This window comes from Candidatus Thermoplasmatota archaeon (assembly GCA_038884455.1).
Lineage (GTDB): Archaea > Thermoplasmatota > E2 > DHVEG-1 > DHVEG-1 > JAWABU01.
The window spans coordinates 22,174-44,212 of sequence record JAWABU010000012.1 but is presented as its reverse complement, the minus strand read 5'-3'; the positions used below and the strand labels follow the sequence as shown (position 1 = coordinate 44,212).

The following is a 22,039-nucleotide window of genomic DNA, read 5'->3' as shown; positions in this document are numbered from 1 at the left end:
TCACCTATTCTTGCTGAATAAGGTATTGTCATTCCTACAGAATTCGAACGGTTTCTGTATGTACTCCGCATGGAGGTTTTATGCTAAAGTTAACAGCACCTAATTATAAGCGAAAATTATAAATACATAAAAATCATAATATGTGACGGGGAAAACTATGAAGTCTAAAAATAAAGCAAAAGTATTCGTGAAGGCTGTTCTAGTTTTTGCCGTTGCTCTTGCATTTATCTTGCCTGGTGCAACCGCAATAACTAACCCGCAACTATCCTCGAAACCAGCATGGATCCCAAACAATGTCGTACGTCGAGAAATCAAAGCAGTTTATACTGCTCAATATAAACCAGATACACAAATCATTAATGCCGATGACGATGTAGCAATCACTGGGTGGTATCCTGGGGATGATCGATTACCAAACATTGCTCTGACACCTGACGGGTATCCATTTGTCACATGGACCAATGAAGAAGATGTATCCACCTGGAATCTCGGGTATGCATATGCTACAACCCCTTCAGATCAAGAAGATTGGTGGAATAAAGGAGTTGTAATCGCGTTAACCGGACCAACCCAATTATTTTATGGTGATACCGCTCGATATGATCATGATGGTTTACAGATGATTGGAGTGTTCATGGCCTACGATACTGAAGAAGCAGGTGGTGTTCAGATAGACGATTATACTAATTATGAAAATTGGCAGTTCTACACATGGACGAATGGGGCACCTGATCCAAAATATGCAAGTATCGATGATGACTCCTATTACAATGTCAATATTCCATCACAAGGGTATAATGTTTGGGGACCGTACAACATGTATATCCATCACGAGATCTATGGTGGATACGATATCATGGACTGCCCGATTTGCTTCCATACCGATGTTGTTGGACAACAAGGTATTGGGTTCTTTGATGCACAATCTATGGAGAAAACAGCACCAGCAAGTGATCCAGATATCGCAAACCTTCCCAGTCATTTCCATACTGTAGTTCAGTATAACGATCCACAAGGACCTGCAAAAATCGTGTGGAAAAAAATCGTTTCAACCCAAGAGCCAGACTACGAATACACTCCCTTCCAGGATACGATTGCAGAGGGTACAAATCCATCCATTGCTGCGTATACTGCTGGGGAAACCATCCATGTTGCCGTGGTGTATACTGATGGTGATGCAGTAAAATGTATCTACAGCACGAATGATGGAGAAACCTGGCAAACACCGGTAACTGTTGCAGCAGCTGGAAAATATCCAAATATCTGTGTTATCAATGGTACTTTTGTCGCAGCATATATCAATGAAGGAAATCTCTTTGTTGTTGAATCAACCGACGGTGGAGCAACCTGGGGAACACCAGAACAAATCAATGATGTGGATGGTTCCGTTGTTGAACAAGAAAATGCTGTTGATATGAATTCAGTTGGTATCGTCTGGGTTGATGACCGCGGTGATGACTTTGATATTTATTTCCAGCAACTTGGAGAGGTTCAGCAGTATCCAAAACTGGATGTGACATCAATTACTGGTGGTTTGAAAGGAGCTGCAGCAGTGTTAAAGAATACCGGAGATGCGCCAGCAACTAGTGTCGCATGGAGTATCAAAGTCACCGGTGGTATCCTGGGACGGATTAACAAAGAAGTTACTGGTACAATTGCGACGCTTGCCGTCAATGAAGAAAAAGCGATTGGTCCAACTGGAACAATTCTTGGCTTTGGTTCAATCCAGGTCTTAGTTACGGCAACCTGTGCTGAGGGTAAATCGGTTGAAAAGACCAAAGATGGTACTCAATTCATCATCTTTACCATTATAAAATAAAAAATACCATCTACCCTCTTTTTTTCTTTTTGTTCTCTTTTTTTCTTCAGAGTTGACCTGAAAACAGGCTTTTTACGAAATGTTTATATATAACATATTAAAATAATAATAAATAATAATAATAATAAGATATAATTATAAGAGGGTAGGTATGATATTATGAAGAAAAAAAATAAGACAATAATGGGAGCAATTGTAGTTATTGCTGTTGCCGTGACTCTTCTAATCACGCCATCGACCGCTATGACTAACCAAGAAGAAATTAAAAAACAATATCAAAACAATATTCTAGGATCTTTACAAGTATGTCCAAGTAATTATCAAAAAATAGCACGTTCATCGGGGAATATTTTAATTTCTCCCGATTGGTATGAATCGGATGGGGATGATACATCGCCTGCAATTACATTAGATGCCACGAGACATATTGTGATTACCTGGACAAATTACAACGAGGATACTGATGATCAAGGCGATAAAAAAGGATATAACATCGGAATAACGTATTCTTCGTCTCCTCCTGATCAAGATCAATTTCAACAACATGCGATTATTTATGAATCGTTCTTTACTCAAGAACAGGTAAAAGTCCCAGATATTTTCTCTTCAGATATCGCATTAATCCAAGGACCAGAAGCAAATGATTACAAAGGACTTTTTGGTGTTGTTTTACAAAAAGATATGGATGGAACTGAGTATGTTGGATTTTATAAAATACCTAATATTACTGGTAATCCGGAAGATCCAAATTATGCTGAGTTCTCATATTGGGTTTCAGATCCACCGGAGTCAACAACCGAAGTAAAATACGCAGTTATTTCAGATGGTGGTTATTTCCATCAACCAAATAGCTTTAATCAAGTGGGAATCTATGATGGTATCATCCAGATGTTTGTATATCATTTCCATGAAACAATCGGCGGTCATGAATATGATATCATAAATTGTCCTTCGTATACAAATTATAATATTCGACAGACGCCTCCTGGTGGTACTGCTACCTATTTTGATGGACAAGGAGAAGGACCCGGAGCTCCAACATGGTGTTTAAAAACAGCTCCAGCCATTGATCCTGATTATATTCTTCTGAGCAATAATAGAATGCATCTTACATGGCAATATCATGATAAAGTAAATAACCAAGATAAGATTGTATGGAAGAAAGTAGTTGGTACGGATACAAACGATGCTGATATCGAATACACACATTATCAAAAGTATATTGCAGAAGGAACGAATCCAGCAATCGCGGGACGAAACGATGGACATATTGCTATTGTATTTATGGATGATGCCGGAAATGTGAAATTTGCCTCAAGTAGTAATGATGGTGTTGATTGGACGATCACAACAATAGCAAGTGGGAAATTCCCTGATATTTACGATGCCGGTGGCACTCTCTTTTGTTCATACATTCATGATGGGAATCTTTATATTATGAATTCAACCGATGATGGTACAACATGGACGACTCCAAGACAAATAAACGATGTTGCTGGATCTGTTGTTGAAGCGGAAAACTCTGTTGATATTCACCGAGCAGGCATCGTATGGGTAGACAGTCGAAATGCCGATAAAGACATATATTTTTCACCGCTTGAAGGAATGCCATCACCGCCATCAGAGCCAAAACTGGACGTGACATCAATTACTGGTGGTTTGAAAGGAGCTGCAGCAGTGTTAAAGAATACCGGAGATGCGCCAGCAACCAATGTTGACTGGACGATCAAAGTCACCGGTGGAATCCTGGGACGAATCAACAAAACCATCACCGATACAATTGAGACGCTTGCTGTCAATGAAGAAAAGGCGATTGGCCCAACTGGAACAATTCTTGGCTTTGGTTCAATCCAGGTCTTAGTTACAGCAACCTGCGCTGAGGGAAAATCAGTTGAAAAAACCAAAGATGGTACTCAATTCATCATCTTTACCATCATAAAATAAATACCCTCTTTTTTTCTTTTTTTATATTTAAATGAAATGCAACATTTTTTATCATATTATATAAAATAGTTGAAATAAATTAAAGTTATCGATGATATGGCCAATTTAACTAGATTTTGTCAACTTTTTTCCTGTTAAACGTCGATTAAAGTACGTTTCTTCAGTTGGTACGTACGCGGGGAGATCAACGGTAAGTTTATATACTATCTGAGTATAATATTTATTGGGGATATGAAATATGAAGAATATTCTACCAATACTTATAGTAGGAATATTAGTCCTTTCTGGACTCGGAGCTGTTGCACTGCCAAATACGCCTCAAACTCAGAGAACGCATGGTGTTCTTTTTGTATCGGAACCAATGATACAACACAAAGATCAATTTGTGCGTGTTCGAATACCTGAGCAAGCATCATATCTTATGGAAACCGGAAAACCAATGATACCGGTCTTGGTTTGGTCACAGACCTTTGAACCGAATACACAATTTTCCAACATTAAAGTTCAGTATACTACGCAGCCTTATCAATTAGCTGCACCACTTGAACCAGCACCACACAAAGTACCATTATCCAAAGAACTGGCAGATATGTATTCTCCGCAGGTTTCTATGGATGCTACTGTTTATTCCAGCAACGATCTCTATCCCTCTGAACCCTATACCATAACACAAGGTATCGGCCTTGACAATAACAATAATCATGTTGTCTATCTCACCGTACGTATAACACCGCAGTATTCACCTGCTCAGAATATTATTTATGTTCCTTCAGGTGAAATCGACATTGACGTCAGCTATATTCCACCAGAAAAACCATACTTTACTGGTCGAGGTTCGAATATGCTGATCATCACTTCAGAGAAGTTTTTCTCTCTCTTTGATCCGTTGATTGCACATAAAAATGCAAAAGGAATTGCGACGATAATTGATACCGTGGAAAACATTAAAGCAACGTATACCACTGGTCGGAATCTGCCTGAGCAGATAAAACTACGGATTAAAGATGCTATTGAAATCGATGGTATCAGCTATGTTCTTCTTGGTGGTGGACGCAAAGGGCAGACATTACAATGGATTGTACCTGAATTCAGAAACAACAATGATGATGGCTGGGAGAGTGGCTTTGCTGCTGATCTCTACTATGCAGACATTTACAAAATTGTTGGATCAAATGTGACGTTTGATGATTGGGATTCCAACGGAAATCAGATTTTCGGTGAATATCTCAACTTTAAAAAAGATATCATCGATGGATATCCTGATGTGCATGTTGGTCGTTTGTCGTTCCATTATGGTTTTGAATTAAAAAACATCATCAACAAGATTATTGCTTATGAGACTGGCGAAAAACCGGCGTCATGGTTTAAAAAAGTGATTTGCATCGCTGGAGATACCTTCCCAGCGTCCAATCCATACTATGAAGGAGAAATCGAGACAGGTCTTACTGCAACAAACTTCCAAAATATTGGATATGCTGTTGAAAAACTCTGGACTTCCGAAGGAACGTTAACAGGAGAATCAGATGTTATCGAAGCGATTAGTGCGGGTGCTGGTTTTGTTCATTTTGCAGGTCATGGAAATCCATCAACCTGGTCAACCCATCCACCCCAAGATGAAGAAATCTGGATTAACGGTCTTTCCTTAAAACATATCCAAAAATTAACAAACAAAGAAAAAACACCGTTTGTCCTCGTTGGAGGATGTCATAATGCCCAGTTTAACACCACGATGTCAGAAATTCTGGTCGGTATCAGAACCTATGGGTTCATGAGTTATTTCGGCTTATGGAAAAACCATTCAAAAAATTCCTATCGATTCTACTATATGGAATGGGTACCTCGAGACTGGTCATCGTGGTTTTTACTTAAGAAAAAAGGTGGATCCATCGGAACGATTGGCATGAGTAGTCTAGGATATGGGTATATTGATCAACATACAACCGAAGGTCTTGGTGGTTGGATTGAACCACGCTTCTACCATGCGTATACTGTTCAAGGTCTGACAAAAGCAGGAGATTGCCATGATCGAGCAATATCAGATTATATCACCATCATTGGTGGTATTAACACAGATAATATCGATCGAAAAACAATTGAGGCGTTCACCCTGCTTGGTGATCCAAGTCTCCAATTTGGTGGATACCCATAAACCTACTCCACTTTTTTCCTTTTTTTTACCTTTTTTAGAATCATCATTTTTTAGAAAAAAAAGCAGTCAAATAAAACACTTTATTTAGGGTTCTGGGGGAGTACGGTACTGAAGTTTTTCTTGGCAGGTTATACTTCTTGAAGTAAAAACGCACCGAGACATTGAAGTTTTTCTTCATATGAGTCTGGGTATAAGAATCGTTCTGTTGCTGCAATACTGCTCAGCAGTGCGTTTCCATCTTGCGGGGTGAAACAAAAACCAATGACTTCGGTGTCGTTGACCACGTGAATGGTTGGAATCACAACTACAGTTTGATCAAGAATTCTTCCGTAATGTCCATGGTCACGACCAAAGGAAAACACAAGATTCGCTGATTTTTTGTAGGTGATTGCAACACGGGGGTTATCTATAAACCGCTGGATGACATCATCTTTTGTTATCTTTCGGTCTAGTTTTACGTCATACCAGATGCAATGCATATACTGGGTGTTGAGTTTCATTGCACTTGAAAAAACATTTAATTCAATCCCGAGTGTTTTATAGAGATGGTAGACATCGACGGCATGATGCGTACCCATTTTTGGATCATCGTGTTTTCCCACCTCTGGAGAGGGTATAAAGCTTTTTGATTGACTGATATCATTTGCTCGTCTGATACAGACAAAACGCCCTTCTTTCAGATGATTTTTTTTCTTTTCAAGAGCAAGCGTTTTAATTATGACCGCGATATTATGGGTGTTGCAGCTGACGATATGGATAAATTGATCCTTCGATGTGATCGCTTCGTCGTTGATGCCAACGGCATACATTTTTCCAAAGCCAAATTCTGATCCTTGTGCCATGAATCCTTTAACCTTGCTTTTGTATTTATTGTAATATTTTTCTTTATTTTGAAGACCAGTACCTTTTGGGGTACAGTCGATGACAACTGATGCTCGTCGTATTGCTTCTTCAGCTTCGTACATAGCGTCGATGCCGAGGTCATGAAATTCTTTCTTTTTATCGTCGCTGATAGCAAGATTTGCACCTCGATTGATAAGTCCTTTGATCTTTGGTCGATCTTCAAGAGTAGGACTATGCTTATAAAAGGTTACTTCATCAATACCAAGATCATCTTTTGCGTCACAGAGAAGCCCGATTAATGGCTCTCCAATAGTTCCCGTTCCAACAATGTGGACAATATTATCAGTAGCCATACTTGTTCAAACTCCCCAAAGAATTACCCTGTAAACAGTTTCTTGCTTTTTAATTGTTACTGTTTCTTGAATTTTTTTAAGTGTAATAATATAAAAACAGGAACGATATGCTTATCAGTACTTACATCTTTCGTATATGTATGGTTGTATACGCTATTTCTGGAAAAGGATATGATTCAAATGTGTATATCATTCCTGGTACGAAAACAACTGTTATAGACACTGGAACTGGAATGAATAAAACGTATGTGCTTGACCAGATACAAAGATATATTGATATCCAAGATATTGACCAAATTGTTCTGACCCATGAGCATTTTGATCATGTTGGTGGTGTATCAAACATTCTACAAGCATTACCAAAAAAAGTTACCATTTTTGCACATGCTCATGCAATTGAAAGTTTAAAATCAGGGGTTAGTGAATTTGCAGATATTCTCGGAATTGAAATGCCAAAAATTCTTGTGGATCATCCATTATATGGAGAAGAGCAAATAGTACTTGGTGACGAGCAGTACTTGGTTCTGTCGACTCCGGGTCATAGTTTAGGAGGACTATGTCTCTATGGAAAAACAAGCAAAACCTTGTTTTCAGGAGATATTGTTTTTGCATATGGTGGTTTTGGACGGTATGATTTTATAGGTGGCAACAAACAAGCGTTATTCGGTTCGATCAGAAAACTAGCAGCTCTTGAGATATCTGATTTATACCCGGGTCATGGGGAATATATCCTTCGCTATGGGTATAAACATGTACAACAGGCGTTAGAAATGCTTTCAAAGATACAATAGCGATTTATATGCATGATATTCGTGATGTATTAAATAAAATTAAATGGACCCAGGATATTTATCAGGTGAAAATCTGGTACCTGCATCGAGGTGCTCCTGGAAATATTCGGAGTATTCAGGGGACTGATATTAAAGCTATTGGTAAATCCTTTCTTGAAACAAGCTCAGCGATGATTCCGTATCATCGAATTCTAAGAATTGAATATAATTCTGTTATCTTGTTTGATCGAATCAAGAAAAAATGAGTTTTTTAAATTGACCAAATCTTTTATTTATTTGAATATTTATTACTGTGTATCAGAATAACGAATACCAGCTTTAATGAGGTTTCATGAGCAGGATCCGTATGAAAGATGTGACTTTACTATCTGAGCAGGTTAAAATATTAAAACAAGCTCGAGATATTTTAAAAGAAAGATATATCGCATCTGATTTTCATAAAAAAAGGGAAGGTCAACCTCAAGAAGCAGTTCCTCCGTCTCCTGAAGATGAAGAGATCTATAAATTGTTACATGCGATTCATCATATTGAGAAGATTATTAAAGAAATTCAAGCAGAACAATTTGAGCTTTTAAAACAACAAGGTCAATAGGTCTTTTTAAATTGACTTGTTATTGGAGTTTAGTATGAAGCTGTGAAAGTAGTTGATGTGAGATATCACGTTTTGTGAAAGCATCTGCTTTTATTGCTGTTGAGAGAATATTTGCAAGAATGCGTGCTCTTTTGCCTCGTTTTTCTTTGGAAGCCGTATTAATTAGTTGATGTTGAAAGATGATACCATGTTTAGGTGGTTTTCCTCCTTCTTTTTTATGGCGGAATAAAGCTTTTTCAGCGCCAAGAATTTGGATCGTTGAAGCAGGTAAACATGCAAGCTTTTGCAGTCCTCCTGCTTTTGAAATCAGTCGAGCTCCGATGAGCGGACCAATAATTTTTGTTGTGTTTGGTGCGATCACGGTCATTTCTGTTTGAATCTGTTGTTCTAATCGTTGTATTTCTTCATTTACTGTTTCAGCGAGCTGCTCAAAGGATTTATGTTTGTAATCGTTGGTTTTTAAAAGCGACCATGCGGCAAGTCGTTCTGAAAAGAGATTTGCTGTTTGTATAAGGTCGTCAAGTGTTTCAACTAGTTGTATGATTTCAAGATCTTTTGATTGTAATTGGTTATTGATTTTTTTTTCTGTAAGATTCATCATGAGTCTGTGGAGATGATCTTGACTAAAATTGAAATCTTCTGGTTTGATTGTTATCTTTTGGAAAAAAGCGTTATACGGGTCATATTCTCCGACTGTTGCGAGTCGTTTTTCTTGAACGATTATCAGACTATGATGGGTGTTTAATAGTTTTTTTTCTTCGTTTAAGAGTTCTTTTTGTTCGATGCAATACATGCGTTTGAGGAGTTCTTGATCATCGTTTGGAAACAAGATATATTTCTGTAGTTGTTGTTCTTGGTAGAGGAATACTCCAAACCATTTTGTTATGAGATACATAGGTATCCATGAACTGAAAAGAGTTTCTTTTAATGTAATTTTCGATGATGTAGGAATCTGACGGTCGCCCGTATTGATTTTTCAAAAAATAGGTTTTAAATAGTAGAATTTTATTATGTGTGTTAACACGTCTACAAGTGTTATGGGGTTTTTGACTATGAAATATGAAAAAAAAGAGCGGTTTGTATTAACTAATGTAATAGAAACTGAATTAGATATTTTAAGAAGGCATGTACAGGTTTTAAAAACGTTACAACAAAATGAGCCTGCAGGAATTATTAAGTTATCTGATCTTACAAAACACCCACAACATATGGTTCGATATTCGTTACGGATTTTAGAACAAGAAGGGCTCATTGAGCCATCTCCTCAAGGTGCGGTTACGACGGAAAGTGTTAAACAAGCGATCCCGTTATTAAAAACAAAACTCAAGGAAATGAGTGATGTTATCAATGAACTCGTTAAAGAATTAGATTAAAAATATTTTTTATTCTTTTTCTCTTGCCGCGGTAACTCAGTTAGGGAGAGTGCACGGCTGAAGACCGTGATGTCGAGGGTTCGATCCCCTCCTGCGGCACTTTTTATATATCTCGTTATTTTTTAAAAGTTCACCAAAATTTTTAAGTAATTGTCCAGAGAAAGTCCTTGATAATATTTATATACATTTTTTCGTTATCAGTATTGGGATGTACTAAGATATAGGGAAAAAGTGATGTTTCGGGCTTCACCTCGTGGAAAGGGATGGATGTGTACCTAAAAGAAGTGCAAATGGAAAATTTTAAATCATTTGGAAAAAAGTTAACAGTTCCTCTGTTTCCAGGTTTCACTGCAATTACTGGACCGAATGGATCTGGAAAAAGTAATATGGTTGATGCGATTTTATTTGTCTTGGGTCCAAAAAGCTCAAAAGTTATGAGAGCTGGCCGGCTGACTGATTTAATCTTCAACGGTGGAAAGCGTCATAAAAACCCTGAAAAATATTGCAAAGTGTCATTGGTTTTTGACAATCATGAGCGGAAAATGCCGATTAATTCAGATGAGGTTGTTTTAACAAGAATGATAAAACGGGCTCCATTAAAGGATGACCCTGACAATTACTATAGTTATTTTTATATAAATAATCGTGCTGCTTCGCAATCTGAATTTATTGACCTGTTAACGCATGCTCGTATATCTGGCGATGGGTACAATATCGTGAAACAAGGAGATGTAACTAATCTTGTTGAGATGAGTTCAATTGATCGCCGTAAAATAATCGATGATATTGCAGGTATCAGTACGTTTGATGCTGATATTAAAAAAGCTGAAGAAGAAAGAATGGAAGCTGAGAAAAATCTCGAACGGATAAATATTATTTTAAATGAGATAACTAATCAAATACGACAGTTGAAAAAAGATCGTGATGCGGCGTATCGCTATAAAGAACTTAAAGATAAGTTATATGAGACAAAAGCACAAATAGCATATAAGAAGAAACAAGAATTTGAACAGCAAATCGCTGAAATTAATCGTCAGATTCAATCGTATGAAAATGAGCAGAAAAAACTGATCGATCAACGTGAAATTTTAAAAAAGCAGCATGCTGAATCCGTAGAAAAACTTAGTGATCTTGAGAAAAAGATAAGTGAAGCCGGTGGTGAAGAAGCTCGAGAAATCAAAAATAAAGTTGATGCGCTTCATGCCGAGGAGATAAAGATTGATGAAAAGATCAATTATGCGAATGATCAGATACTTGAACAGAAAAACGAGAAAAAGAATCATGAAACAATGTTAGATCAGATTACCAAAGAATTAAATGAATTAACGAACCAGCAGCAAGAACTGATATCAACGCTTCAGATTGTAGAAGAAGAACATCAGAATAAAGGTTCAGTATTAACTTCGTTAAAAGATGAAATTGCTCAATCCGATGAAACATCACTGCAGATTACCCGTGATCTTGTAAAGATGCGTGAAGAATTTAATGAAAAACAATCGATGCTCCATGAATATCAGTTGAAACATGACCGATTAACAGAAAAAATTCATGCTTGTGATGTTCAAATCGCGGAGATGCAGGAAACAAAAGCTACGTATGAGTTTGAACTTAAAGATATACAATGGCAACAAGATGAAGTGTTAAAAGAGAAAACACAAAATACGAAACAAGTTAAAGATATTGAAAAAAAATTATTTGAAAAAAAGAAGCAAGAATCAGAATTGTCTGAACAACTGTCTGATCTTGAAAAGGCCGTGTTGCGGCTACAACGAGAAAAAGCGCAGCTTCAAGCAGAATCTGATGCAGCACAAACTGTGTATTCAAAATATAATCAGGCGGTTACCTCTGTGTTATCGGCTCGGGATTCAGGAGAACTCAGAGGAATTCGTGGGACGATTGCTGAGCTAGGCAACGTTGAAAAAAAATATGAACAAGCTCTTGAAATAGCTGCTGGCCCTCGACTGCAATCGATTATTGTCGATGATGATACCGCAGCTGCGGAGGCAATCGCATATCTTGCAAAGAAAAAACTTGGTCGAGCAACATTTCTTCCGTTAAATAAAATGATTCTTGGAAAACCACGCGCACAAGCATTACTTGCAGTAAAAGATGAAAAATCACATGGTTTTGCGTTTGATCTTGTTCGGTTTCGTGATGAGTACAAAGCTGCTTTTTGGTATGTATTTGGCGATACTGTCATCGTTGATTCTTTATCTGATGCACGACGGTTGATGGGCGGCGTCCGATTAGTAGACATGAAAGGTAATTTGGTTGAACCGAGTGGTGCAATGATCGGAGGGAGTCCTCCAAATATCCAGCTGTCTTTCGGCGGTGTTGATCGTTCGAAATTTGAGGAAGTATCAAGACAATTACAGCAAGCTATCGCAAGTCAGGATTCTCTTTCTGAGCAACTTGCTTTGGTAAAAAAAGAGATTACCGAATTAGAAGATTCGTTACGTACTTTGAAAACAAATGAATTTGGCGATACCCAACAAAAAGAACTGGAGCTGAGGAAAAAAGAGTTTGCCGCAAAATTAAATATTTTACATAGAGATCTGGAAACAAAAGTACAAGAAAAACAACAATGTGAAGTTGAAAAAAATGAGATACTTCTAAAGATCTCTGATATTGAAAAAAGATTAAACGAATTAGATCAAGAAAAAGAAGAGAAAGGAAAACATCTTTTAAAATCGACAAAAAAAGAACGTGCAACACAGATTAGAACCTTGGAAAAAGAGGTTGAAGCATTACAGGAACGTTTGCTGATGCTTCGTTCTGATCATGAAACGTTGAATAAAAAAATTGAGCTTGTGATAGAGCGGAAAAATGAGGTTGTTCAAAAGATTGAATCAATTGATAAAAACGTTGAAGCGTTAAAAACTTCAATTAAAGAGGCAAAAGAATTAAAAGTGAAAATTCAAAATGAGCTGAAAGCACTCATTACCGTTGAAGAACAGATGTCTGGGAAGATCAGGGATTTGGCACAGAAGCGCGATGAATTGTATAAAAAAACAGTGACGATTGAACATGATTTAGATACTATAAATACGAAAATTGAATCATATATAGATCTTATTTCTCGGTCAAAATATCGATTGCCAACTTTAGAGGAATCTGTTAAGGAGATTGATCAGGAAATAGCATTATATCAAGTTACTATCACTGATGGTACAAATCTTCCTAATACTGAAGCGTTGAAACAGACGGTTCGTGAGATTGAATCAAAAATGCAAGAACTTGAACCAGTGAATATGCGTGCACTTGAAGAATATGAGCATCAAGAAGAACGAAAGAAAAAATTTGACGAAGATGTAACTCATTTGAAAGATCAGCGGAAGAATTTAATAAAACTTGTTGATGAGATTACAAGTAAGAAGAAAGAACGGTTTTTAGAAGTTTTTGATCAAATTAATAAAAATTTCAAAGAGATGTATGCCCAGTTGTCCGAAGGTGGTGAAGCTGAGCTTGTGCTTGAAGACCCTGAAAATATTTTCACGAGTGGTTTAACTATTAAAGCTCGGCCACATGGCAAAAAAGTACTTCGATTGTCTGCTCTTTCCGGTGGAGAAAAAAGTATAGCATCACTTGCGTTAATTTTTGCTATCCAGTATTATGATCCCAGTCCCTTTTATGTTCTCGATGAGATCGATATGTTTCTTGATGGTGTAAATGCTGAAATTGTGTCTCGCATGATTAAACAACGATCTGATGACTCTCAGTTTATTAGTGTTTCTTTACGAAAGATCGCGTTGAAAGAAGCGAATCACATATATGGTGTGACCATGCATGATTCAGGCATATCTGAGATGATTGCAAACATTGATCCTGAATCGGTCGGTCCTCAAGGAGAGATTTTAGTAACGGAGATGCATACTCATGGACATTGATAACAGTGTTGTGAATCATTTGTTATTTCATAAGGCTTTGATTGATGATATGAATGATGCGTCAAGAATCAATGAATATCTTGAAATGGTAAAGACTGCTGCTACTGGTGATTCAGTATCCATTGAGAACCCGTTTGATCGTTCAATATATCTGGTTTTTGATCTTGTATTAAATCATCATATGAATCCCTGGGATATTGACCTTGTGAATTTTTCTTCTCTGTATCTGCAACGCGCGAAAAAGGAACGTATTGATTTAATGACTGCTGGTAGAATTATTTATATGGCTTGGAAGGTGCTTCGATTACAGAGTGATTCTTTGGTTGTCTCTATGGAAAAAAAGCCTGAGGAGATGCTTGAGCAGAGTTTTGGTTGGGAGGATATTCCAACCATGCCATGGACACAAAGTGATGATGGTTATTCGTATACGAATCTGTTACTGAATATGCCGCAGGCCCCCCTGGAAGAACCGCTTCGACGGGATGCTCAGCGAAAAGTAACATTGATGGAACTTTTAAGTGCTTTTGATGAGGCAAGAAAAGAAGCAGAAGAGTTTCAACTCCTTGAACAGATTCGGAAAGAAGAACGATTGCGTCTATCTGAAAAAGCGCGAAAAGCAATGCGCGGAACAGCCCATGAGGATCATCTTGAGGAAGATATTGTGTCTATTTGGGAAAAAATAAAAACATTTCATAAGCCATCGATACGTTTTACAGAACTGTGTGAAACAATCAACAATGAGGAAAGAATTAAGGTTTTCCTTTCTCTCTTATTCTTGGCCTATGAACGAAAAATTATTGTATCTCAAAAAAGATTTCCGTTTGGAGAAATATATATTAAAACAGTAGATAATACGTAGAGGTATGGGAGTTATAGAATGGGTTTAAAAGAAGATCGTCTGGTTGAATCTGTGCTGTTCTCTGCGGGAAAACCGTTGAGTATCGAAGAGATAAAAACGACAACCGGATTAACACAAAAACAGGTAGTTGACTCCCTTGAGTCGTTAATTACTGTTTACAACATTCAAAGGAAAGATGAGACTTCAATTGAAATCGTTAAAGCAGGGAATAAATATGCGATGCAAGTGAAAAAAAAATTTGTCGATCAATCTATGATGGTTGCAAAACCTGAAATAAAAACTGATCTTTTAAAAACACTTGCGTTGATAGCATTTCATCAGCCGGTTCTCCAGTCAAACCTACGACATATGGTGGGTGAGAAGATTTATGAACATGTCGATGAATTGATTAGTTTACGGCTGGTTAATTCAAAACCACATGGTTCAACTGAGTTGTTGACAACATCGAAGTTATTTCCTGAGTATTTTGGTATTGATTCGACAAAACCAGAAGAGATCCGTGAGTTTTTAGCTAAAAAAGTTATTGGTTCTGTTGTAGCTGATACTTCTACACAAAAAATACCTTCAACTGAAGAGAAAAAACAAACACCTGTTTCAGCAAATGAAACAAAGTAGCGTATATGCCTTTTTATCGAAAACTACTTAATCTGTTCTTAGTTCAAATGAAACTATGAAGATAATTCATATATCTGATATTCATTGTACAAAAGGATTAGATTTTCATGAAAAAATTTTTGATAAAGCGGTAACGTTAGTTAATCGGATCGACGCTGATTTTGTTTTTGTTACGGGAGATTTGACTACAGAGGGATTGTTGTCTGAATATGAGTTAGCACAACAACAATTGGGTCGTATTAGGCATAAAAAATTTATTGTCCCAGGTAATCATGATGAGCGAAACCTTGGATATAAATTATTTCCAAAATTTTTTGGAGAAACAGATTTTATTCATTCTCAGGATAACATTGTATTAATCGGTTTGGCGTCAAGTGAACCAGATAAAGATACTGGTCGTTTGGGATATAATCGCCATAAAATAATCGAGCAAGGTTTACATAAAAATAAACTGACGATTATAGGATTTCACCATCATGTGATTCCAGTTCCAAATTCAGGGCGTGAGACAAATATCATTGATGATGCAGGAGAGACACTAGATATTCTCCTTCGACAAGAGGTACCATTGGTTCTCATGGGCCATCGTCATGTTCCGTGGGGAGTAAAAATTCATAAAACATTATTGGTGAACGCAGGTACGTTTTCATGTACTCGAACCCGTGCTTATTTTGGAAATACGTTCAACATAATTGATATCACCGATGATATGATATCAATTTATGTAGTTGATATCACTAATGATACAACAAAAAAGATGATTGAGTTTAAATTCTCAGATGGTTGCTGTACAAACAAATATTATGATACTGGGGGTACCTGGTTATAACTTTATAGAACTATTCGATAGATAGGAGGGTATGTGATCAAGAGTATTCGGATCTTTAAATGTTGTTTGAATCCACGTTTTGATCTCGTCTCGAATTTTTCTAAACTCTGATAAGGTTGTCGGATCTTTGAAACTATGATGAATAATTTTTTTTCCTGGAAAAAAAGGACAAGTTGCTTTCGCATGATCACACACAGTAATCACATAGTCAAAACAAATAGTTTTGAATTCATCGATACTTTTTGATCGGTGTGACGAAATATCAACATGGATCTCCTTCATTACCGCAATAGCCGAGGGATGTACTTGACTTGGTGTGACACCAGCGCTATACACTTCATACAAATTTCCATATAACGATCGAAGTAATCCTTCAGCCATCTGCGAACGAGCAGCATTATGCGTACATAAAAATAATACTTTTTTTTTATCCATGCTTTTTTCCACCAGTGAAACAAGGTTTCGATGATTGTTCCCGGCAATCGATTTCAACGCGGTCTCCAGTAACCATATATATAATTTTTTCTGCAATTTTACATGCATGATCGCCACATCGTTCAAGATAACGAGCAGCCATGATGTAATGTGTACACCGGGTAATTACTGAAGGATTTTCCATCATATAACTGAGACATTCTCTGAAGATTGAATATCGTAATTCATCAACGGTTATTTCTCGGTCAATGAAATCATTAAATTTGGAAATATCTCCAGTTTCAAAGGCATATAAAACATCGTTGAGCATACTTGTAACAATTTCAGCCATATGAGGGAGACTTACAAGTTTTTTAACATGTCCTTCTTTTTCAAATTCTGAAACAAGTCTTGCGATATCTTTTCCATATCGACCGATTCTATTCAGATACGTAATCATTTTCAGAATACAAGCGATTTCACGAAGATCTCGTGCCATAGGTTGATACAACGCAATTAATCGAAGTGCTTTTTCTTCGATTTTATCATCCATCTCTGCAAGATCCATTTTTTTTGAAATCACCCATGCTGCTTTCTCTTTATCGAGATCTTTCAGTGATTCAACTGACTTGAAAAGCATATCTTTTGCTAAATGTCCCATGACATCGACATCTTTTTTTGCCTCCGCGAGTTCATTATGAAATTTTTCAACCATTTTTTCCACCTTATCCAAATCTTCCAGTGATGTACTTTTCAGTAAGTTCTTCTTTGGGATCCTCAAATATCTGTTCTGTTTTTCCAAATTCGATTAATTTTCCTAAATACATGTACGCTGTGTAGTCACTGACGCGTGCTGCTTGTTGCATGTTATGAGTAACGATAATAACCGTATATTTTTTTTTTAATTCAAGCATGAGATCTTCGATTTTAGCTGTTGCGATTGGGTCAAGCGAAGAGCATGGTTCATCCATGAGGATGATCTCTGGTTCTATGGCAAGTGCTCGTGCGATGCAGAGTCGTTGCTGTTGTCCTCCTGAGAGTCCCATGGCTGATTCATGGAGTCGATCTTTGACTTCATCCCAGAGTGCCGCGATCTTTAAACTTTTTTCAACGATGTGATCAAGTTCTTTTTTATTCGTGTTGCCTTGTACTCGAGGCCCATATGCGATGTTTTCATAAATTGATTTTGGGAATGGGTTTGGTTTTTGGAACACCATGCCGATTTTTTTCCTGATTTCTACTGGGTCGGCAGTTGGACCATAAAGGTCGTTTCCATGATAATAGATACTTCCAGTTATTTTACATTTGTCGATTACGTCATTCATGCGGTTAAAACAGCGAATCAACGTTGATTTGCCGCATCCTGATGGTCCAATGAGTGCGGTGATATGATGTGCTAATACACTCATATTGATATCGAATAACGCTTGTTTTTCTCCATACCAGAGGCTGAGATTTGCTGTTTTAATGATTTCTTTATATTCCATAGTGTGTTTCACCATTTCATAGTTTTATGATAATGATTTCGAATAATGATTGCTACCGAATAAAAACCGATTACTAAAAGAAGGAGGACTAACGCAGTTCCTCCGGCAGCTACCCGTGCTGCATCTCCAGGTACATTGGTAGCAATGATATAGAGATGATAGGGGAGTGCGTTTACTGGTTCAAAGAGTGATGATGGAAAAAAAGAGGAAAAAGCGACAGCGGTGAACATAATCGGTGCTGTTTCACCTGCAGCTCGACCAATACCGAGAATAGCACCGGTGATGATACCTGGTGCTGCTGGTGGAAGAACGACTCTGCGAATGGTTTGCCATTTCGTCGCGCCAACCGCATAACTTCCTTCTCTAATTGATTGAGGTACGCTCCGTAATGCTTCTTCTGTAGTTCGGAGGATAGTAGGAATAATCATGAATGCAAGAGTTATTTGGCCTGCGATTAATGAAAAGCCAAATTTGAGGTACAAGACAAAAAATGCAAATCCGAATAATCCAAAGACAATCGATGGAGTGCCATTTAAAAGATCTGCTGCCGTTCGGATGATTTTTGTAACGAGGTTTTCTTTGGTGTATTCAGTGAGATAAATTGATGATCCAACGCCAATAGGAAGTGCTATTGCTATAGCGCCTCCAACTAGATAGAGGGTGCCGATAAGTGCGGTGGAAATACCCCCTTCTCGGCCAAGTCTTTTTGGTGGTTCAGTTAAAAAATCCCATGATACTGCAGGGAGACCATTGATAATAATGTAGATTAGGATGATACCTAGTAAAATAATAATGGTAAGTATTGAGATTCCAAGTGTTGAAAACATGATTTTTTGCTTTATTTTTTCTGAAATTTTTTTTCGATAGTAGAGCAAGAAACCTGATGCAATAACAAGTACTGAGGCTATCAAAATACCAAGAATGAGATAGCAGAGACCTATGAGCACCAGTATTACGAATGATATTGAAAGTTTTTTCAATTTGTCACGTATGGTGATATAAAGTAATGATCTTTGTTTGAAGTGGGTTGCTGAATGTTTTTTTTGAATAGATCCTAAGAGATAGATTGCTGTAAGGTTAATGAACAGGGTGATAATCAAGAGAAGAACAGCGATACCAAATAATGCATGATAATGTGCACTGCCGACAGGAACTTCTGCGGTTTCTATTCCAAGTGTTGAGGTAAGAGTTCGTATTGGTGAAAAGGTATTCCAGAGTGGTGTTGGAATGATAGCTGCGTTTCCACAGACCATAAGGATTGCCATCGTTTCTCCGACGGCTCGGCCGATTCCGAGAATTATTGCAGCAGTGATTCCAGATAAAGCTGATGGTATGACCACTTTACTTATGGTTTGCCAACGGGTAGCTCCCATCGCGAGAGAACCTTCTCGGTGTTCGCGAGGTACCGCTTTGATTGCATCTTCTGCGACGGTGGTGATCGTAGGAATTGCCATGATTCCAAGAATAATTGAACCGGCAAGCCATGTTTCTCCCGTAGGTACACCAAAAAAGTCTTTTATCCAAGTGGTTAGTATGATTAATCCAAAAAAACCATAGACAACGGATGGTATGCCTGCGAGGAGTTCTATTGCTGGTTTTATGAATGATCTAAGTCTGCTTGATGCAAGTTCAGCAATAAATATTGCTCCTCCAATACTGATTGGTATTGCTATGATCATTGCTCCTAAGGTTACTAGAAGGGTTCCAATGATCAGGGGATACGTGCCAAAAAGGAGTGATTCTGTTGGGCTCCATTTGGTTCCTGAGAGAAAACTCCATATATCTGTTGGTAGTGGATATGCTTCTTTGAAAAGAAACAGGAGAATGGAAAATATGACAAAAACACCAAAAATTGCTGCAATGAAGAAAATTGATTTGATACTCTTTTCTTTAAAATTTTTTTTTGGTGAGTGAGAAGGCGTTCCTCCTTTATGAACATTCTTCATTTTTGGTGTTTCTCCCAAAATCTGTTCTATGTATATTAAAATTAAAAAGTGGATACGGAAATTTCAGATAGTCGTATCCACCGTCTAAGATACTGATTAGATAAACTCATTCCAGGTTGTGTTTATTCCTTTATATATCGATTTCAGTTGTTCTAGGGTTAGATCATTGACATAATTATTCGTTGGATGGACAATGATCGCGATTCCATCGTTACATACAACATGTTTGACGAGGTTTGGGTATTTTGTTGCTTCACTTGATTTGAGTTCTCGAGATGCCATACCAATTGTTGCTGAACCTTCGCCGACTGATTGTATACCAACGCTGGATCCTCCTCCACTGACTGCTACGAGGGTTGCTCCATACAGATCGTTGAATTCTTCTGCAGCTAGTTGAGCAATCGGTAATACGGTTGTTGAGCCGACAATAGTAATACTACCTGTAAGACCTTCTGTTTTGCTGTATGCTCCTGTTGAAGTTTTTGGGACGAAACCCTCTTTTTCTACAATTGCTTGGCCTTCATCGCTGTCGAGATATTTGAGAAATTCTGCTGCTATTCCAGTTGGTTCTCCATTGGTAAACATATTGAGAGCTCGTGATATTGGATAGGTACCTGCGATGACATTTGCTATGGTTGGTTCAACGCCGTTGATTTTTAGTGCTTTTACGTTTTCATCGAGATATCCAAGACCTACATACCCTATTGCTCCTTTTGTTGATGAAACGGTTTGATAGACTGCTCCGTTTGAATTTTTTTCAAGCATTGTGGTTGTGAAATTTTCTTTTTTCATGACGTGTTCCCAGAAGAATTCTCTGGTTCCCGATGCGCTGTCACGGCCGACGACAACGATTGCTAATGTCTCTGGTTTTTCGGGAGTTGTTTCTGGTCCGGTGCAACCGCTGAGTGCGACGACAGCTATCAGCAGGGTTGCTATAAGGCTTATCACTAACATTTTTCCAAATTTGTTGTTATCGTTTATATAAATCACCCAACCTTACACCTTTTCAAATTAATATATACTTTACCTACATATACTATATTGTTATATATAGAAATATAATTTCAATATAGTGCTATAGAAAATTTTATTAATACCTGATGTATCTATAGGAATGAGAATACTTATGGATGTTCGACGTGTGCAAGTTACCGGTGGATCTTCGTATGTTATGACCCTACCCAAAGAATGGATTAAGTCATTAAAAATCAAAAAAAATGATCCACTAGGTATTTTTATGCAATCTGATGGAACGCTTTTGATCACCCCAAAGATGACGCAAGAATCTATACAAAAAATTAAAGAAATCAATATACCTGAAGAAAGTCAACAAAATTTCTTACTTCGCCGTCTTATTGGAGCGTATATCGCTGGTTTTACACTCATAAAAATAACAACACAACATCGTATGTCCCCTTCGATTCGGCGCGTTATTCGTACGTTTACGCAAATGGCAATCGGTCAGGAAGTTGTTGAAGAAACAGATACTATGGTTGTCCTAAAAGATCTTCTTAATCCAACAGAAATGCCTTTTGATAGAACTATTAAAAGAATGCATATTATTGTAAAAGGAATGCATGAAGATGCTATTCGTGCATTACAAATTAGAAATAGCGAGATTGCACAAGAAATTATTTCTCGTGAAAATGAAGTTGACCGGTTAAACTGGCTTGTTGCTCGCCAGCATAATATCCTCTTACAAAATGTAAATCTTGCTGAAAAAATGAATATTACTACAAAATTTTCGTCAACCTGCTATTTGATTAGCAGGATTATTGAACGGATCGGTGACCATACTGTTAAAATATCAGAAAACATTCCAACAGTTCTTGAAAGTAATCTTGATAAAAAAAATATGGAACAGATCATTCAGGCTGCAATGCTCTCGCTTGAAATATTTAACAAAAGTATCACCTCTTTTTTTAGAAAAGATATTAAGGCATCAAATGACAATATAGAAACTGTCGAAAAATTAGAAAATCTCTGTGCTGAAATTAATACGCTTGCATTGAAACAAAGAAGTTCTGTTGCACTCTCAGTCGGTTATCTTACAGAAAGTATCCGAAGAATTGGAGAATATTCTGAAAATATTTCTGAAACAGTTATTAACTATCTCAGTGGTGAAGATAAATAGCTTA

Annotated in this window: 19 protein-coding genes and 1 tRNA gene; 13 read left to right on the top strand and 7 right to left on the bottom strand. The window is 37.4% G+C overall.

Annotated features, from left to right (window positions below):
* Positions 1 to 157: 157 nt before the first annotated feature.
* The 3 genes from QXL17_03405 (at position 158) to QXL17_03395 (ending at position 5,912) form a co-directional block, all read left to right on the top strand.
* Entirely contained in the window at positions 158 to 1,819 is a 1,662-nt protein-coding gene (locus QXL17_03405) for a sialidase family protein (protein MEM4258182.1), read from the top strand.
* Positions 1,820 to 1,978: 159 nt separating this feature from the next.
* The gene (locus QXL17_03400) at positions 1,979 to 3,763 is read left to right on the top strand and encodes a hypothetical protein (GenBank protein ID MEM4258181.1); all 1,785 of its coding nucleotides are present in this window, start codon (positions 1,979 to 1,981) and stop codon (positions 3,761 to 3,763) included.
* 238 nt (positions 3,764 to 4,001) lie between these two features.
* Positions 4,002 to 5,912, top strand: a complete 1,911-nt coding sequence (locus QXL17_03395; protein ID MEM4258180.1) for a C25 family cysteine peptidase — start codon at positions 4,002 to 4,004, stop codon at positions 5,910 to 5,912.
* 128 nt (positions 5,913 to 6,040) lie between these two features.
* On the opposite strand, the gene QXL17_03390 is transcribed toward QXL17_03395, so the two are convergent.
* Positions 6,041 to 7,108 carry a hypothetical protein gene (locus QXL17_03390; GenBank protein ID MEM4258179.1) on the bottom strand — a complete coding sequence of 356 codons (1,068 nt, stop codon included), beginning with the start codon at positions 7,106 to 7,108 and terminating at the stop codon, positions 6,041 to 6,043.
* 140 nt (positions 7,109 to 7,248) lie between these two features.
* Here QXL17_03390 and QXL17_03385 point away from each other — a divergent pair, with 140 nt between their 5' ends.
* From QXL17_03385 to QXL17_03375, 3 genes are all read left to right on the top strand, one after another.
* Positions 7,249 to 7,899, top strand: a complete 651-nt coding sequence (locus tag QXL17_03385; protein MEM4258178.1) for an MBL fold metallo-hydrolase — start codon at positions 7,249 to 7,251, stop codon at positions 7,897 to 7,899.
* An 8-nt stretch (positions 7,900 to 7,907) separates the two neighbouring features.
* Positions 7,908 to 8,144, top strand: coding sequence for an RNA repair domain-containing protein (locus tag QXL17_03380; GenBank protein ID MEM4258177.1), 237 nt, complete (start codon positions 7,908 to 7,910; stop codon positions 8,142 to 8,144).
* A gap of 101 nt (positions 8,145 to 8,245) precedes the next feature.
* Entirely contained in the window at positions 8,246 to 8,491 is a 246-nt protein-coding gene (locus QXL17_03375) for a hypothetical protein (GenBank protein ID MEM4258176.1), read from the top strand.
* Positions 8,492 to 8,510: 19 nt separating this feature from the next.
* On the opposite strand, the gene QXL17_03370 is transcribed toward QXL17_03375, so the two are convergent.
* A complete protein-coding gene (locus tag QXL17_03370) occupies positions 8,511 to 9,386 on the bottom strand; it encodes a hypothetical protein (protein MEM4258175.1) in 876 nt (291 codons plus the stop codon).
* A 157-nt stretch (positions 9,387 to 9,543) separates the two neighbouring features.
* Here QXL17_03370 and QXL17_03365 point away from each other — a divergent pair, with 157 nt between their 5' ends.
* The 6 genes from QXL17_03365 (at position 9,544) to QXL17_03340 (ending at position 16,054) form a co-directional block, all read left to right on the top strand.
* A complete protein-coding gene (locus tag QXL17_03365) occupies positions 9,544 to 9,864 on the top strand; it encodes a hypothetical protein (GenBank protein MEM4258174.1) in 321 nt (106 codons plus the stop codon).
* A gap of 25 nt (positions 9,865 to 9,889) precedes the next feature.
* Positions 9,890 to 9,963 (top strand) — tRNA-Phe (locus QXL17_03360).
* Positions 9,964 to 10,127: 164 nt separating this feature from the next.
* Positions 10,128 to 13,751, top strand: coding sequence for a chromosome segregation protein SMC (smc, locus tag QXL17_03355; GenBank protein MEM4258173.1), 3,624 nt, complete (start codon positions 10,128 to 10,130; stop codon positions 13,749 to 13,751).
* The gene (locus tag QXL17_03350; GenBank protein ID MEM4258172.1) at positions 13,741 to 14,610 is read left to right on the top strand and encodes a hypothetical protein; all 870 of its coding nucleotides are present in this window, start codon (positions 13,741 to 13,743) and stop codon (positions 14,608 to 14,610) included. Before smc ends, QXL17_03350 begins: the two co-directional genes overlap by 11 nt.
* An 18-nt stretch (positions 14,611 to 14,628) precedes the next feature.
* On the top strand, positions 14,629 to 15,225 hold the full coding sequence (gene scpB, locus QXL17_03345) for an SMC-Scp complex subunit ScpB (GenBank protein MEM4258171.1): 597 nt from the start codon (positions 14,629 to 14,631) through the stop codon (positions 15,223 to 15,225).
* Between the two features lie 55 nt (positions 15,226 to 15,280).
* On the top strand, positions 15,281 to 16,054 hold the full coding sequence (locus QXL17_03340; protein MEM4258170.1) for a metallophosphoesterase: 774 nt from the start codon (positions 15,281 to 15,283) through the stop codon (positions 16,052 to 16,054).
* Here the strand turns inward: QXL17_03340 and QXL17_03335 are convergent.
* The 5 genes from QXL17_03335 to QXL17_03315 all read right to left on the bottom strand — a co-directional run bounded on the left by QXL17_03335 (position 16,049) and on the right by QXL17_03315 (position 20,855).
* Entirely contained in the window at positions 16,049 to 16,489 is a 441-nt protein-coding gene (locus QXL17_03335) for an arsenate reductase ArsC (GenBank protein ID MEM4258169.1), read from the bottom strand. The two genes, QXL17_03340 and QXL17_03335, sit on opposite strands and share 6 nt — an antisense overlap.
* On the bottom strand, positions 16,482 to 17,183 hold the full coding sequence (gene phoU, locus QXL17_03330; GenBank protein ID MEM4258168.1) for a phosphate signaling complex protein PhoU: 702 nt from the start codon (positions 17,181 to 17,183) through the stop codon (positions 16,482 to 16,484). Before phoU ends, QXL17_03335 begins: the two co-directional genes overlap by 8 nt.
* Before the next feature lie 10 nt (positions 17,184 to 17,193).
* On the bottom strand, positions 17,194 to 17,955 hold the full coding sequence (gene pstB, locus QXL17_03325; protein ID MEM4258167.1) for a phosphate ABC transporter ATP-binding protein PstB: 762 nt from the start codon (positions 17,953 to 17,955) through the stop codon (positions 17,194 to 17,196).
* Positions 17,956 to 17,963: 8 nt separating this feature from the next.
* Complete coding sequence (gene pstA / locus QXL17_03320) at positions 17,964 to 19,901, bottom strand: phosphate ABC transporter permease PstA (protein ID MEM4258166.1); 1,938 nt, start codon at positions 19,899 to 19,901, stop codon at positions 17,964 to 17,966.
* A gap of 96 nt (positions 19,902 to 19,997) precedes the next feature.
* A complete protein-coding gene (locus QXL17_03315; GenBank protein MEM4258165.1) occupies positions 19,998 to 20,855 on the bottom strand; it encodes a substrate-binding domain-containing protein in 858 nt (285 codons plus the stop codon).
* A gap of 172 nt (positions 20,856 to 21,027) precedes the next feature.
* Here QXL17_03315 and QXL17_03310 point away from each other — a divergent pair, with 172 nt between their 5' ends.
* Positions 21,028 to 22,035 carry a PhoU domain-containing protein gene (locus tag QXL17_03310; GenBank protein ID MEM4258164.1) on the top strand — a complete coding sequence of 336 codons (1,008 nt, stop codon included), beginning with the start codon at positions 21,028 to 21,030 and terminating at the stop codon, positions 22,033 to 22,035.
* Positions 22,036 to 22,039: the final 4 nt, after the last annotated feature.